This is a genomic window from Chitinophaga sp. 22620 (assembly GCF_052044405.1).
In the GTDB taxonomy this organism is placed as follows: Bacteria; Bacteroidota; Bacteroidia; order Chitinophagales; family Chitinophagaceae; genus Chitinophaga.
In genome coordinates this window covers 309,169-323,512 of record NZ_JBQEMV010000003.1, presented here as the reverse complement: position 1 = coordinate 323,512, position 14,344 = coordinate 309,169, and the positions used below count along the sequence as shown (strand labels likewise).

12 protein-coding genes are annotated in these 14,344 nt (G+C 54.5%); 8 read left to right on the top strand and 4 right to left on the bottom strand.

Annotation, left to right across the window (positions count from 1 at the left end):
• The first annotated feature begins 1 nt into the window (after position 1).
• From hisD to ACTJIK_RS16730, 4 genes are read left to right on the top strand one after another with little or no spacing between them, the layout of a single operon-like run.
• Positions 2–1,294: a histidinol dehydrogenase gene (gene hisD, locus ACTJIK_RS16745; protein WP_440648127.1), complete on the top strand. Its 1,293-nt coding sequence runs from the start codon at positions 2–4 to the stop codon at positions 1,292–1,294.
• A 16-nt stretch (positions 1,295–1,310) separates the two neighbouring features.
• The gene (locus ACTJIK_RS16740; protein WP_440648125.1) at positions 1,311–2,279 is read left to right on the top strand and encodes a hypothetical protein; all 969 of its coding nucleotides are present in this window, start codon (positions 1,311–1,313) and stop codon (positions 2,277–2,279) included.
• Position 2,280: 1 nt separating this feature from the next.
• Positions 2,281–4,491 carry a DUF2961 domain-containing protein gene (locus ACTJIK_RS16735; RefSeq protein ID WP_440648123.1) on the top strand — a complete coding sequence of 737 codons (2,211 nt, stop codon included), beginning with the start codon at positions 2,281–2,283 and terminating at the stop codon, positions 4,489–4,491.
• Positions 4,492–4,502: 11 nt separating this feature from the next.
• Complete coding sequence (locus ACTJIK_RS16730) at positions 4,503–5,897, top strand: sialate O-acetylesterase (protein WP_440648121.1); 1,395 nt, start codon at positions 4,503–4,505, stop codon at positions 5,895–5,897.
• 31 nt (positions 5,898–5,928) lie between these two features.
• Here ACTJIK_RS16730 and ACTJIK_RS16725 read toward each other — a convergent pair whose 3' ends face one another.
• The 4 genes from ACTJIK_RS16725 to ACTJIK_RS16710 form a co-directional block, all read right to left on the bottom strand.
• Positions 5,929–7,167 carry a geranylgeranyl reductase family protein gene (locus tag ACTJIK_RS16725; protein WP_440648119.1) on the bottom strand — a complete coding sequence of 413 codons (1,239 nt, stop codon included), beginning with the start codon at positions 7,165–7,167 and terminating at the stop codon, positions 5,929–5,931.
• 62 nt (positions 7,168–7,229) lie between these two features.
• A complete protein-coding gene (locus ACTJIK_RS16720; RefSeq protein ID WP_440648117.1) occupies positions 7,230–7,985 on the bottom strand; it encodes a helix-turn-helix domain-containing protein in 756 nt (251 codons plus the stop codon).
• 99 nt (positions 7,986–8,084) lie between these two features.
• Entirely contained in the window at positions 8,085–9,056 is a 972-nt protein-coding gene (locus ACTJIK_RS16715; RefSeq protein WP_440648115.1) for an aldo/keto reductase, read from the bottom strand.
• 97 nt (positions 9,057–9,153) lie between these two features.
• Positions 9,154–10,176, bottom strand: coding sequence for an LLM class flavin-dependent oxidoreductase (locus ACTJIK_RS16710; RefSeq protein ID WP_440648113.1), 1,023 nt, complete (start codon positions 10,174–10,176; stop codon positions 9,154–9,156).
• 343 nt (positions 10,177–10,519) lie between these two features.
• Here ACTJIK_RS16710 and ACTJIK_RS16705 point away from each other — a divergent pair, with 343 nt between their 5' ends.
• From ACTJIK_RS16705 to ACTJIK_RS16690, 4 genes are all read left to right on the top strand, one after another.
• The gene (locus ACTJIK_RS16705; RefSeq protein WP_440648111.1) at positions 10,520–10,969 is read left to right on the top strand and encodes an SRPBCC family protein; all 450 of its coding nucleotides are present in this window, start codon (positions 10,520–10,522) and stop codon (positions 10,967–10,969) included.
• 300 nt (positions 10,970–11,269) lie between these two features.
• Positions 11,270–12,397, top strand: coding sequence for an alpha/beta hydrolase family protein (locus ACTJIK_RS16700; RefSeq protein WP_440648109.1), 1,128 nt, complete (start codon positions 11,270–11,272; stop codon positions 12,395–12,397).
• Positions 12,376–12,969, top strand: coding sequence for an RNA polymerase sigma-70 factor (locus tag ACTJIK_RS16695; protein ID WP_440648107.1), 594 nt, complete (start codon positions 12,376–12,378; stop codon positions 12,967–12,969). Before ACTJIK_RS16700 ends, ACTJIK_RS16695 begins: the two co-directional genes overlap by 22 nt.
• 81 nt (positions 12,970–13,050) lie before the next feature.
• Positions 13,051–14,115 carry a FecR family protein gene (locus ACTJIK_RS16690; RefSeq protein WP_440648105.1) on the top strand — a complete coding sequence of 355 codons (1,065 nt, stop codon included), beginning with the start codon at positions 13,051–13,053 and terminating at the stop codon, positions 14,113–14,115.
• Positions 14,116–14,344: the final 229 nt, after the last annotated feature.

The following is a 14,344-nucleotide window of genomic DNA, read 5'->3' as shown; positions in this document are numbered from 1 at the left end:
AATGAGCAGGTATTTGAAAAAAGGGAAAAGTGAATCCGATATCAGGAACGCAGACGCGGACATCCGGAAAACCGTTGAGAAGATCATCAGGGACGTGGAAGAGAACGGCGATCTTGCCGTGCGGAAATACGCAGCGTCGTTCGACGGCTGGTCGCCCGGCTCATTCCGGTTGACGGACAGCGAGATCAGAACGATCGTGGACCGCACGCCCCAGCAGGTGAAGGACGATATCCGTTTCGCGCAGCAGCAGATACGGTTTTTTGCGGAGCAGCAGCGCGCCTCCATTTCGGATATTGAAATTGAAACATTGCCCGGCGTATTCCTCGGGCATAAGAATATCCCGGTGAACAGCGTGGGCTGTTACATCCCCGGCGGGCGGTACCCCATGGTGGCCTCTGCGCACATGAGCATCATTACCGCCCGGGTGGCCGGCGTAAAAAGAGTGATCGCCTGTACGCCGCCCATCAATGGCAACATCCCCGAAGCCACCGTATGCGCCATGCATTTTGCAGGGGCGGACGAGATCTATATCCTCGGAGGTGTGCAGGCATTGTGCGCCATGGCCATCGGCACATCTTCCATTTCACCGGTGGATATGATCGTGGGGCCAGGCAATGCCTATGTAGCGGAAGCAAAAAGGCAATTGTTCGGCCGCGTGGGGATGGACCTCTTTGCCGGCCCGACGGAAATACTGGTGATAGCCGACGAAACCGCGGACGCCGAAATGGTGGCCTGCGACCTGCTGGGGCAGGCAGAGCACGGGCCTACCTCGCCCGCCGCGCTTATCACCACCTCCGCCGAACTGGCGGAGGAAACGCTGGCGGAGATCGAAAGGCAGCTGCAATACCTGCCCACGGCGGATATTGCGCGGGTGGCCTGGGACGATTGCGGATCGGTTATCGTTGTGGACAACCAGGAAGAAGCGCTGCGCGAAGCCGATGCGCTGGCCTACGAACATGTGGAGGTGCTGACGAAAGACCCGCAGTTTTTCCTCGACAACATGACCAATTACGGCGCGTTGTTCCTGGGTGCGGAAACGAATGTAGCTTACGGCGACAAAGTGATCGGCACCAACCATACCCTGCCTACCATGAAAGCCGCCAGGTACACGGGGGGGCTGTGGGTGGGCAAATTCCTGAAGAACTGCACCTACCAGCGCTGTACGCCCGAAGCAAGCGCCATGATCGGTGAATACGCCATGCGCCTCTGCGAGCTGGAAGGTTTTGCCGGGCATAAGGAACAGGCCGCGCTGCGTGTGAGACGGTACGGGAAAGAAATCGTGAGGGAAAAATAAACCACAATCCTATTGTATGCGCATACCATTCATCTTGTTGCTGGCAGCCACATTTTCCGGCGCTTACGGTCAAAAGAAGACGGATTATCTCGTTCCGGAAATAAACGGCCCCTTCGTGCACATCTTCAATCCTAACGACACCAGGAAGGAGGGCGACAGTGCCTGGTACACCAACGACCATACCATTATCAAAGGCAGTGACGGTACCTGGCATGCCTACGGCATCATTCACCATCTGCCCGTAAAACCCTGGGATGAAACGCGGCTTTTCCACGCGTCCGCTTCCTCCATCAAACAGGCCAAATGGGAGGATCATGGTTATGCCATGACGGCCGAACCCGGCGTGGAGCGCGTATTGTGGGCTCCGCATGCCATACAGGAAAAGGGAACGTATTATATGTTTTACAACACCGGCAATATGCAGAAAAGTGCACCAGAGTATGCATCCTGGGGGCAACTGCGTATGGCCGCCAGTAAAGACCTTTTTAACTGGACGCGGCATGACAGGAACCCGCTTTTCAGTGATCCCGGGCATGCCCGGGATTCTTACATCATGAAATACAAGAACAAATATTATTACTATTACACCAGGGTGCTCACCGAAACGGACCTCAGATCTGCCGTAGCCGTGCGCACCGGTCCTGACCTGCTGCACTGGAGCGGCCCGCGTATAGCCCATGTACAGCCATACGAGATCTATTGGGGAGGAGATGCGGAGAGCCCTTTTGTAGTGCAGATGGACGGGCTGTTCTACCTTTTTATCTGCAAGGCCATGACGGCTTATAACCTCACGGCCGTGTACTGGTCCGACGACCCTGAAAATTTCCCGGCAGAGAACCTTGTATGCACGCTGCCCGTGCACGCCGCTGAAGTGATATACGATAAAAAAGAAGGCTGGTTCATTTCCAATACGGGCTGGGATAAAAAAGGACTGTACCTCGCACCTTTAAAATGGAAAAAGCAAACTGACATAAACGCAAAATAATATGACGGCACTCCGGAATTTATTATTACTCCTGTTTTGTGTGCCGCTGCTTGCGGATGCGCAGCAGTACAAAATCCCCACCGGCTACGACGCTTTCCGTTCATGGGAAAAGCTGCCGCAGCAGCGCATTGGCGTACGGGCGTACATGCGCAGTACCTATGCCCGCACCGGTGGCGGCTACGACGCTTCGAATTTTCTTTTTATGAATAAAGAAGACGAAAACGTAACGCTGGACGTGAAAGGCGCCGGCGTGCTGTATTTTTTCCGCGCCAATCACTGGCACGGCAGTCCCTGGCATTTTATGGTGGACGGGAAGGACAACCTTGTGTCTGAAACCGCTACCGCCAGCCCTGTGGATGCGGTGAAAAAGTTCAAAAACACCGCGTTTATTCCTGCCGCTTCATTCCCCGAACCCATGGCCTGGACCTGGGGTACCACCAAAGGCGCTAACCTCATCTGGGTGCCGATGCCTTTCCGCGATTCGCTGCGGATCGCTTATTCCAGGACGTTCTACGGCACCGGTTACTACATCTACCACCTGTATGCCAATAAAGATGCACTCTCCAATCCATTGCGCAGCTGGAACATTGACCAAACGCCGGAGGTTGATGTAACAGACCTGCTAGGCCGCGCGGGAACCGATATTGCGCCGAAAAATATTAAAAAGGTGCAGGGCCGGCTGAAGCTGGACAAACCGGTCGTATTGCTGGCCAGCATCACAGCCGCATCCTCTTCCCTGAGAGCATTAAAGCTCACCCTGCCACTGGAAAAAGCAGCGGTGCTGGAACGCGTCCGGCTGCGCGTAACCTGGGACGGAGCAGCGCATCCTTCCATCGATGCGCCGTTATGCCTGTTCTTCGGCGCAGGTACTTTTTACAACCGCGAACAGAAGGAGCATCTCGTAAAGGGCCTGCCGGTCAATATCCGGTACGACTATACGGGCAACAAGCTGGAGCTGGCCTGTTATTATCCTATGCCCTTCTTTAAAACGGCTAAATTCGAGCTCACCGGCATACAGCCGGATGATGCGGAGATCAGCTACGAGCTTCGTTATGAACGCTCGAAAATACCCGCGAACAGGAGCGCTTATTTTCATGCCACTTACCGCGACATTCCGAAGCCCGAACTGGGCCAGGACATGACCTGGCTGGATACACAAGGCGCGGAAGGCCACCGGGAATGGTCCGGCAGCTTCCTCGGCACCTCGTTTATATTCTCCCACAATGCCAACCTGAGCACGCTGGAGGGAGACCCGCGTTTCTTTTTCGACGACAGCCGCACACCGCAGGCATACGGCACCGGCACGGAAGAATGGGCCGGGGGAGGGGATTACTGGGGCGGGGAGAATATGACGTTGCCCCTGGCCGGGCACCCCTGCGGGGCCACAGAAAAGAAAAAGGCGGTGAATGAAAAAGATCTCATTCAATCCGCCTACCGCTTCCTGCTGGCGGACCTGATGCCATTCGGCAAACGCGCCGTGATCCGCTTCGAGCATAACGAGAATGTGGCGCAGGAACATTATGAAACGATCTGCTACTGGTACGGCCTTCCCGCGCCGTCGCTGGTAAAAACCGATTCCCTGGATATTGGAAAGCCGGCCGATGAACAGCAGCACAACTACCATTCACCGCAAGCCTCCGCGGCAGACACTATCCGCTCGAGATATGAATGGGGGCCTGATGCTTATCCCGCGCATGCATGGGGCTATGACCTGCAAAAAAGGCCGGGCTATAAAGAGCTGATAGGGAAGGAGATCTATCCCGCGCATGCGGAAGACGGACGCACCACCACCGGCACATCCGAGTTCACCCTGCGCCTCCGCAAAGACAATATGGGCGCGCTGCTGCGCAGAATGCTGGATTATGGTTATCCTAACCAGACCGCTGAAGTATTTGTTGCGGCGGCAGGATCAGACAACTGGCAGAAGGCCGGCACCTGGTACCTGGCGGGCGCCAATACTTACGTGGTATCCAGGCCGCCCGGCGAACTGGGGCCACGGCAATACAAAGTAGAGACATCCAACCGCCGTTTCCGCGACGATGAGTTCCTTATTCCCGCCGCGCTTACAAAAGGCCGCGATGCCATCAGGGTAAGGATCACCTTCGTGCCCGATGCGCAGGAATTATATCCCGGCCATCCGTTCCCCCGCCGGAGCGCGTGGAGCGAATTGAGATACGAGGTTTACAGTTACATTCTTCCCGCTTTTAAATGAATACAGGAACTATGCGTGGAATAGTTATCGCTGCGCTGCTGTGCGTGGCGCTTTCCGGCTACGGCAATATCCGTTTGCCCCGGATCATCAGCAGCAATATGGTATTGCAGCAGCGCGACAGCGTAAAGATCTGGGGATGGGCGGACCCTTACGAAGAGGTTTCCGTAACGCCATCCTGGGGCCCGCAAACCTACAAGGCCACCGGCTCACGCGATGCGCGCTGGGAAGTGAAAGTGGCAACGCCTGCCGCCGGCGGGCCGTATACCATCACCATCAAAGGAAAAAACACCATCGTGCTGGATAATGTAATGACCGGCGAAGTATGGATTTGTTCAGGGCAAAGCAATATGGAAATGAACGCGCAAAAAGGCCTGCAGGATGTGAAAGCAGAGCTGCCTTCCGCGCACCTTCACAATATCCGTTTCTTTCACATCCCCAAAACAACCGCCCCATACCCGCAGGATGATTGTGACGGGCAATGGGCCGCCTGCGACAGTATTACGTTGCAGGCATTCAGCGCCGTGGCGTATTTTTTCGGCAAACGTTTAAGCGGAGAGCTTAATGTTCCCGTCGGCCTGATCGGAGCCAGCTGGGGCGGCACCGCCGCGGAAGTATGGACGCCGGACAGCATCGTGCATAACGATCCCGTACTTGAGCAGGCTGCGGCTAAAATAATCCCCAGCGGCATGTGCCCCTATCAGCCCGGCTATGCATTCAACGCGATGATAGCGCCTGTAACGCCTTACGCCGTTGCGGGCGCCATCTGGTACCAGGGAGAGAACAATACCGGCGCGGCAAACACCTACAAACAGCTGTTCACGGCTATGATAGACGGATGGCGGGCCGCCTGGAAAAAGGACTTCCCTTTTTATTTCGTGCAGATCGCTCCATTCAGGTACCGGGTAAAGAACACCGGCGCCCTGTTACGGGAAGCGCAGCTGCAGAGCACGGCGCATTACAAAACCGGTATGGTGGTGATCACGGACCTGGTGGCCGATACCAACGACGTTCACCCTGCCAACAAACATGACGTAGGGCTTCGTTTAGCCAATCTCGCGCTGGCAGACACTTATCACCGCAAGGGAATTCCTTTTCAGAGCCCGGTTTTCAACAGCATGCGCATCCGTGGGCACAGGGCAACGATCACTTTCAGCCATGCGGATAAAGGATTGATGATAAAAGGAACAACCGCCACGGAATGGATGATTGCCGGAGAAGATCAAATATTCCACCCGGCGGAAGTGGCGATAGACCGTCATTCAGTAATTGTATCAAGTAAAATGGTGAAAGCTCCCGTAGCAGTGCGCTATGGCTTCAGGGATGCGGCCATGGGCAATGTTTTCAGCCGGGAAGGGCTGCCGCTGGCGCCGTTCCGTACGGATAACTGGGAGGTGGAAACGGAATGACGATATTTCTCTATGTTCCGGCGCAAGCCGCTCACCGCCCCAGCAGCAACCGCAGGTAAAACTGCGGTTTCGCCAGCTTTTTGCGGAGGTCTACTTCATAGAACATACAGGACATCAGCTCCTGCAGCTCTTTATTGCCCGCGCTCACCCGCATCAGCATATTGAACAGCCAGGGGAAACGGATCAGCTTCTGGAGCTTGGCGCTCATTTTTAATTCCGGTCCCAGCACGCGGTATACATGTTCATCGTATGCCAGCATCGCTGCAGCGGTGTAATTGTCCGCCGCAATGCAGGCCGCCGCCCGTTCTGCCGCCATGCGGGCGGTATACATGGCGTTGCCGATGCCTTCGCCGGTAAAAGGGTCTATCAGGAAACCCGCATCGCCCACCAGCATATATCTTTCGCCGGACAGCCTTCTTTTTATACTGCCCAGGGGCAGGCCGTACCCGTCGATGCTGCCGTGGAGCGTGGCGTCTTTAAACCGTTCCTTCAGTACCGGGTCATGCTGCACGACCTCCTGGAGCAACTGTTTCAGGTTCACTTTCCTGCGCCGCGCAACTTTGCTCAGCATGCCTATACCTACATTGGCCTCGCCATTGGGCAGGGGAAATATCCAGAAATAACCGGGCAGCACGTTTTTGAGGAAATGCAGTTCTATCAGGTTATCGGGATGCAGGCCTTTGATGCCGCTGTAATACGCCCTGATGCCGGCCACATAATGCGCCGGATCCATATGGATGTTGGCCACCTCCTTTGTAAACCCGGAATGCGCGCCGTTGGCGGCGATCACCAGCTGTGTTTTGATCTGTATGCTGCCGGCGGCATCGCTGAGCAGGTACCCGTCTGGAAGCAGCTCATATTTTGTGATGGCCTTGCCTTCTATCAGCTGCACCTGCGGGCAGCGTTTCAGCTCTTCTACCAGGAAGTTGTCGAAGTGAATGCGTTTGCATACGAATCCCCTTGGCTCGTCCGGCAGCTTCGCATAGCCGGGTTTGTAGGGGATGTTGATGCTCATGCGGTTGGTAGCTACAAACGTTACGCCCCAGCTGTCTTCCTTGAACACATACTGCAGCAGCCTTTCGGCAATGCCTTTGTCGATCCGGGAGAGCAGGGTGAGCACTTTACCGCTCAGGCCGTCGCCACATACTTTATCACGGGGGAAAACGGCTTTATCCACCACCAGGCAGGGAATACCCATGTAAGCCAGCTGCAGGGCGGTGGTAGCGCCTGCGGGGCCGGCGCCTATAATGCAAACTTTGGTTTCCAGCATAGTTGCGCAATGTAGGAAATATTTTGCAACCTCCTATGGATGCGGGGCATCACACCGCGGACCTACACCGGCCATTCGGTGGGCGCCTTACCGAATTTCTTCTTAAAAGAATGCGAGAAATGAGAAAGGCTTTCAAATCCCAGGTCAAGATATATTGCAGATGGCTTTTTGTTCTTCTTTTCTATGAGATGCCGGGCTTCCGTCAGCCTCCTTTCCAGCAGCCACTGCCGGGGCGCCATCCCGAATATTTTCAGGAAATCGCGCTTGAACCCGGCAAGGCTTCTTCCGGTGAGCTGTGCAAATTTTTCAACGGGGATGTTGTAATGAAAGTTGCTGAGCATGAATTTTTCCAGGTCCATCTTATAAGGTTCGGAAAAATCGAACAGGAATTCCCGGAGCCGGGGCATGGTATCCAGGAGGAGATATACAGCCTCTTTTACTTTCAGCATACCCACCTCGCTGGTTATTTTCTTTTCCGGGTGACGAACATACGGGAGCACGGATTGAAAAAAAGCATGCAAAAAATCATTCCCCGGGATCAGCATGTTGGACGGGCCGGTGTATTTTTGATTGATCTCTATCTGCTCCTCCAGGGCGATCTGCCTTAGCAGGTCTTCTTTCAGGCTGATGACAACAGTTTGATAATCCTGGCCGTCCAACGGCGTTTTGGTAATTTCTCCCAACTGGTTTTTCCGTATCAGCAGCATTTCGCCGCCTTCCATGGTGATCTTTTGTTGGGCGGTTTCAAATGTAAAAAGGCCTGAAACCTGTAATACCAGCGTATTATCTTTCGTGAACGCCACCTTCTCCTTTCTCATGGCCGAGTAATAAGAGTAAAAGATGACTCCCGGGATTATTTCAGTTGGATTCGTCATGATGTAAAGTTACAAAACCGGCGGAACTTATGTGCAACCCCGCTACCTCTGCAGGTAAGTGCCTCCCAGTATCGCGCCCGGCGCGAATTGCGTATTCAGCGTGTTTAGCTCGGCGGGAGTGAATTCAATTTCCATGGCTTTCAGGTTTTCCGGCAACCGAGATCTCCGGCTCATGCTCACCAAGGGCATGATATGACCGCCCTGTGCGTTCACCCAGGCAATGGCCAGCTGCGTAGGCGTATATCCTTTCTCTTTTGCCATTTGTTTTAATACTTCGACCTTTTCCAGGTTCTTTACCAGGTTCTCTCCCTGGAAACGCGAAAAGTGATGATGGTAGGAATTGGCGGGAAGCGGCGCTTTCATATCGCCGGTGAGCAGCCCTTCGGCGGTATTGGCAAATGCCACCACGCCTATGCCCAGCTCTTCAGCCGTGGGAAGCAGGTCGCTTTCTATCTGGCGGTCCGCCAATGAATACCCTATTTCCAATGCTGTTACAGGGTGGATGCTGTTCGCCTTGCGCAATTGGTCCGCGGTGATTTCAGAAACGCCGAGATAGCGCACTTTGCCTTCTTTGATCAGGTCGGCGACGGTTCCGATCACATCTTCCACCGGAACGCTGTTATCGAGCCTGCAGGGTTGATACAGATCGATGGTGTCTATGCCCAGGCGTACCAGGGAATAATTGATGAAGTTCTTGATGGCTATGGGTCGCAGGTCCAGCCCAAGCATCTGGCCGCCATAGAATATCGCGCCAAACTTGACACTGATGAAAGCATCATCCCTTCTGCCTTTGATGGCTTTGCCCACCAGCAGCTCATTGTGCCCGCTGCCGTAGAAATCTCCTGTGTTCAGAAAGTTAATACCGCTGTCCAGCGCCATCCGGATGGTAGCAATACTTTCATTTTCATCGTTCACAGGGCCTCCCCAAACAGAGGACATGCGCATGCAGCCTAATCCGAGCTTGGATACGAGCGGCCCGTTTTTGCCTAAAGCGATCTTTGTTATTGTGGTCATTGTTTCTATTTTATTGATTAACAACACAAAGATCCATGTTTGTGCGCCGTGGCCGCTTTCCTCCACAGCTCAATTTACTTGCCTGGATGGCTCATGCTTACAAAAGAGATGTTCTGACCTTCGTTCCAATCAGTTCTATGGACTCCATCAGCTTTTCATCCGGCAGGTCGGCATTGTCCATTTGAAAGGTTACTCTTGCCACACCGCCCAGCGCCTTGTTGACGTATTCGATCTTTTCAGTGACCTGTTCCGGGCTTCCTACCAGCAAGGCTCCCTGTATGCTTACAGATCTCTCGAATTGAGAAGTTGTCATGGGCGGCCAGCCGCGTTCCCTGCCGAACTTCGTCATGATCCGCGCATAACCGGGATAATATTCCCGGATGGCTTTTTCCGTGTTGGCCGCTACATACCCCGGCATATGTACGCCCACCTTCAGTTCGTCCATAGAAAACCCTGCTTTTATCCCGCTTTCCCTGTAGAGGTCGGTTAGCTGCCGGAACCGGTGCGTTTCCCCGCCTATGATGGCTACCATGAGCGGGAGCCCGAGCTTTCCCGCCCTGGCAAATGAGCTGGGTGTGCCGCCAACGCCGAGCCATACAGGTATCTTCTGCTGAACAGGCCTGGGGTACACCGGCTGGTTGATCAATGCGGGCCGGAACCTGCCCGACCAGCTGATGGGTTCTTCCTTCCGCAACTGGAGCAACAGCTCTAATTTCTCCGAAAAGAGGGCATCATAATCATCCAGGCTAAAACCAAAAAGCGGGAATGCTTCCGTAGCGGAGCCACGGCCGGCAACGATTTCAGCCCTGCCGTTGGAGATCAGGTCCAGGGTCGAAAAATCCTGGAATACCCTGACCGGGTCCGCAGTGCTGAGAACGGTCACCGCGCTGGTAAGCCGGATATTTTTTGTTCTGGCGGCGGCGGCAGCCAGGATCAGGGCAGGGGCGGAGTCAAGGAATTCCTTCCTGTGATGCTCGCCGATGCCAAATACGTCCAGCCCCACCTGATCTGCCAGCACGATCCGGCCGAGCAGCTGTTCAATTGCCTGATGGGGGGATAAAGCTGTGCCGGGCTCATTGTTTGAACTTACTGCGGCAAAGCTGTCAATACCTATTTCCATGCTTGATATATTAAAAGAATCAGGTGCAAAGTTGAGGCTTAATGCGGCATATAATTGATCACTTACCGGAAGGTAAGCAGTTACCGCAAGGATAGCGGGAGAAAGGCGTATATCCCGGCAGGATATCATCGTTTTTAGCTCCAACAGCAAAGGCAGACAGGCCCGAGCCGCAAACAACCCCCTAATTGTCGTATACAGCCTCTGTCCAAGTCTGATCTTCTTGAGATCTTTGTTATGTCGAAGTTGATGAATAAACAACCGGCATAAAAGTAAGTGGAGCAGCAACCACTCAAAAAACGGGCGGAACCGAAAAGCCAGAAGAGTAGGAACAAAAATGTTTCTTATGTCAAACAATGCTGTTTCACTGCACAGAGTTCTGAAAGCATCCCCGGAAAAAATATACCGGGCATTTACCGAAGCCGCCGCCATCGCTTCATGGTTGCCGCCTTACGGGTTTACCTGCACCGTCCATGAAATGAACGCGGTAAAAGGCGGTTCTTTTAAAATGTCGTTCCAGAACTTTTCAACCGGCAATAGCCATTCATTCGGCGGAACCTACCAGGAGCTCAAACCCGACGAGTTTTTGAAATACACCGATACATTCGATGATCCCAACCTGCCGGGAGAAATAATCACCACTGTCTCGCTCCGGAAAAACATGGCAGGTACGGAAATCAAGATCGACCAGGAAGGAATTCCCGCCGCCATACCCGCGGAAATGTGCTACCTGGGCTGGCAGGAATCACTTGAAAAGCTGGCCAAGCTGGTAGAGCCCGAGATCCCGGATGCATGATCTGCGTTCAGGAACCTGAGGCTGGATATTATCATACAAAAGCCGCGCGGACCGAACGATCTGCGCGGCTTTTGTGCCGTTAAATGTTGTAGTGATCCCCCCTGGCTTTCGCGAAGGCCGTTCCCTCATCTTTAAAAACATTTCCACCACTTCCTCCAAAAAAGTATTTGGAAGCACGGGGAATGTTTTTTATACTTGTGAAACGGGTACGTACACGTATTTTCCGTTTTTGCCACGTTACAATCAACCAGGTCCCTCGTATCCGCAGTGCGCTGCGGCGTTATATTCAATTGGTCACATATGAAGAAATGGATAGCTGCTTTTGTATTGGTAACTGTATGTTTAGCACAACCGCCTGCCATGGCGCAGCAGAAGGCCGCCGTGAAACCTTCCGTGAATACGCCGGAAGAAATAGCCCGGCTCGATGCCTACGAGGCACAGCTGGAAAAATACCTTGTACATTATCTCTCAGACGAATACGACGAACGCGCCAAAGCGCTCTGGAACCGCGATTATAGCAGTCCCGCCGCGCTTGAACGCTCTGTGGAGCCCAACCGGCGTGCATGGGAAGCGGTGATCAGTCCACCGCGGCTTACCAAGACAGCGCCGCTGGAGAAACGCCCGCACCAGGTAGACGAGATAAAGGCTGAGTGGATCGTGCAGCCGCTGGGCATCGTAACGGCCGAAGCCGTGCTGGCCTTTCCGAAAGGCGCCAGCGCCAAACGGCCCGTGCCATTGATCGTTGTGCAGCACGGCAACGGCAGCTCACCCGAAACGCCCTTCCGCGACGGCGGGTATCACGCCTATGCCAAAGCCCTGCTGAAAGCTGGATACGCGGTGCTGTGCCCTCTCAACCTCCGCTCCACCGAAAGAAGGAACAATATCGAACACCTTTGCCGCCTTGCCGGCACCAGCCTGCCCGGCATCGAGCTGGCGCGTCTCCAGCATTTGCTGGACACGGTGCTGGCGGACCCGCGGATAGACGCCGGGAAAGTAGGCATGTGGGGCGTGTCGCTCGGCGGCATGGCCACCATGTTCTTCATGCCGCTTGAGCCGCGCATCAAAGCAGGTATCGTATCGGCCTGGTACAATCACCGCATCAACAAAATGGCCGTGAAAGATGAGCGCTACAGCAGCTTCCAGGCAGGCAACGAAAACTACGCCTTTATGAAGGGCTGGCTCACCGGTTATTCGGATCACGATGTGGTGTCGCTCATTGCCCCGCGCCCGCTGATGATACAGCACGGTAAAAAAGACAACATCGCGTACTGGCCGCAGGTGGAGGAGGAGTTCAAAAAAGGCCGCCAGCATTACGAGCGCCTGCAGATGGCCGGGCGTATGGAACTGACGCTGCATGAGGGCGGTCACGAAGCCATTGTGGAACCGGGCATCCGCTTCCTCGACAAATGGCTGAAAGGAAAAAAATAGACGAACCGGCAAGCATGGATATTCTGGAGCTACAACAACAGGTTGCCATTTACAGGGATGAGAACGCCTACAAGCGGCTGTTCCTCCATTTCTATAAAGGCCTCATCCGCTTTGCCGATACGTACGTGCGGCAGCGTGAAGTGGCGGAGGAGATCGTGTCTGACGTGATGCTGAAAATATGGACCATGCAGGAAGCCCTTACGGGCATCCGCAACCTGAAAGTATACCTCTTCAAAGCCGTGCGCAACGGCGCCGTCAACCATCTGCTCAAGAACCGCCGCTATACCACCTGGGATATTGACCAGCTGGCCCCGGAAATCTTCGTATCTGCCGCCGGCACGCCCGAAGATGAAACGATCCACCGCGAGCTGAAGCACCGATTCGCCGAAGCGGTAAGCCAGCTGCCGCCCAAGTGCCAGATGGTGTACAAGCTCATCCGTGAAAACAATTTCAGCTACCGCGAGGTGGCCGCCATTCTCGATATCTCCGAAAACACGGTAGACCGCCACCTGAGCATTGCCATGCAGCGCCTCGGCGCCGTGCTGCAAACCTACCGCCACACCAGCGGTTAAGCCTTCTCAAAAAAAAGTTTGAAACCCATTGGGGAGTTTTTCCCGCAGACTTGTCTTACCCATAACCGCCCTTGTTATTTTATGAAGGAAGAACGTTTTTACGAGCTGGTGAGGCGCACCCTCTCCGGTGCAGCCACTACTGAAGAAGCCGCAGAACTGCAGCAGCTGATCGACGCCGATGAGCAGCTGGCGATACTGTACCGGCAACTGTTCCCGGGCGGGGAAGAGGAACAGGACGAAGATTCCGAAGCCCTGCTGGCTTATTCCGCCCATTATACACGGATGCAGATCGCGGGCCTGTTTGACCCTGTGCCTGAAACGCCTGCGCAACGCCCGCGCCGCATAAGGATGTACGCGCTACCCGCCGCCGCCTGCCTGTTGGTATTAGCGCTGGCCGGGGCCTGGTGGTTCAGCCTGCGCGACGATTCCCCCGCCGGCCGGGAGATCAGCACGCAAAAGGGCTCGCGCTCCCACGTGGTGCTGCCCGACGGGTCTGAAGTATGGCTCAACTCCAACAGCTCCATTGTGTATAAAGGCGATTTTAACCGCAGCAGCCGCGAGCTGACGCTCACCGGCGAGGCGTATTTCAAAGTCGCGAAGAATGCCGACAAACCTTTTATCATACAGGCCGGCGCCCTCCAGGTAAAAGTGCTGGGCACCGCCTTCAACATCCGTTCGTATGCGGACGAGCCCGATATCGAAACCACCCTGGAAAGCGGCGCCGTGGAAATCACCCTGAACGACCAGCCCGGCAATACCATACAACTGAAGCCGGGCCAGAAGCTGCGGGTAGACAACAGCCTGCGCAGCGCTTACACGAACGACAGCGCCCTGGGCCAGCCCGCCGATCCCGGCGCACCTATGCTGCTGCTGAGTAAAATGAAAGTGGACACCGCCGGCAATGCCATGGCGGACGCCGCATGGAAAGAAGGGAAGCTGGTGTTCGACGGCGACGATTTTGAACGGGTGGCCTCCAAGATCGAGAAATGGTATGATGTAACGGTGGTGACGGAAAACCAGCACCTGCATTCATCCAGCTTCACCGGCGTGTTCGACAACAAATCGCTCGAAACCGTGCTGAGCACCCTGCGGGAAACCGGCAGGCTGGAATATCGCCTGGAACACGACACGGTCTATATCCGCTGATAAAAAATATGAATAACAGTTTAATGATGGTCAACTAAAATCGCACAAAAAAGGAAGGAGAATGCGCTAACATCCTCCATTCCAAGGTAATGTTTCATGTAACGGCTCTTTCCGGGTTCAAAGGGGAAAGGAGCCATTATTTACAATCACCAAACATCAAATGTATGAAAAAAAAGAAAATAGGCCCGGGGCTTAGGCCCGGCGCGCCTGTTATTCCACTTGTCAAGTT

What these genes read in the sequence shown, in the direction of transcription:
- hisD (WP_440648127.1), top strand. Translation starts at nt 2, where the DNA reads ATGAGCAGGTATTTGAAAAAAGGGAAAAGTGAATCCGATATCAGGAAC.
- ACTJIK_RS16740 (WP_440648125.1), top strand. Translation starts at nt 1,311, where the DNA reads ATGCGCATACCATTCATCTTGTTGCTGGCAGCCACATTTTCCGGCGCT.
- ACTJIK_RS16735 (WP_440648123.1), top strand. Translation starts at nt 2,281, where the DNA reads ATGACGGCACTCCGGAATTTATTATTACTCCTGTTTTGTGTGCCGCTG.
- ACTJIK_RS16730 (WP_440648121.1), top strand. Translation starts at nt 4,503, where the DNA reads ATGCGTGGAATAGTTATCGCTGCGCTGCTGTGCGTGGCGCTTTCCGGC.
- ACTJIK_RS16725 (WP_440648119.1), bottom strand. Translation starts at nt 7,167, where the DNA reads ATGCTGGAAACCAAAGTTTGCATTATAGGCGCCGGCCCCGCAGGCGCT.
- ACTJIK_RS16720 (WP_440648117.1), bottom strand. Translation starts at nt 7,985, where the DNA reads ATGAGAAAGGAGAAGGTGGCGTTCACGAAAGATAATACGCTGGTATTA.
- ACTJIK_RS16715 (WP_440648115.1), bottom strand. Translation starts at nt 9,056, where the DNA reads ATGACCACAATAACAAAGATCGCTTTAGGCAAAAACGGGCCGCTCGTA.
- ACTJIK_RS16710 (WP_440648113.1), bottom strand. Translation starts at nt 10,176, where the DNA reads ATGGAAATAGGTATTGACAGCTTTGCCGCAGTAAGTTCAAACAATGAG.
- ACTJIK_RS16705 (WP_440648111.1), top strand. Translation starts at nt 10,520, where the DNA reads ATGTCAAACAATGCTGTTTCACTGCACAGAGTTCTGAAAGCATCCCCG.
- ACTJIK_RS16700 (WP_440648109.1), top strand. Translation starts at nt 11,270, where the DNA reads ATGAAGAAATGGATAGCTGCTTTTGTATTGGTAACTGTATGTTTAGCA.
- ACTJIK_RS16695 (WP_440648107.1), top strand. Translation starts at nt 12,376, where the DNA reads ATGGCTGAAAGGAAAAAAATAGACGAACCGGCAAGCATGGATATTCTG.
- ACTJIK_RS16690 (WP_440648105.1), top strand. Translation starts at nt 13,051, where the DNA reads ATGAAGGAAGAACGTTTTTACGAGCTGGTGAGGCGCACCCTCTCCGGT.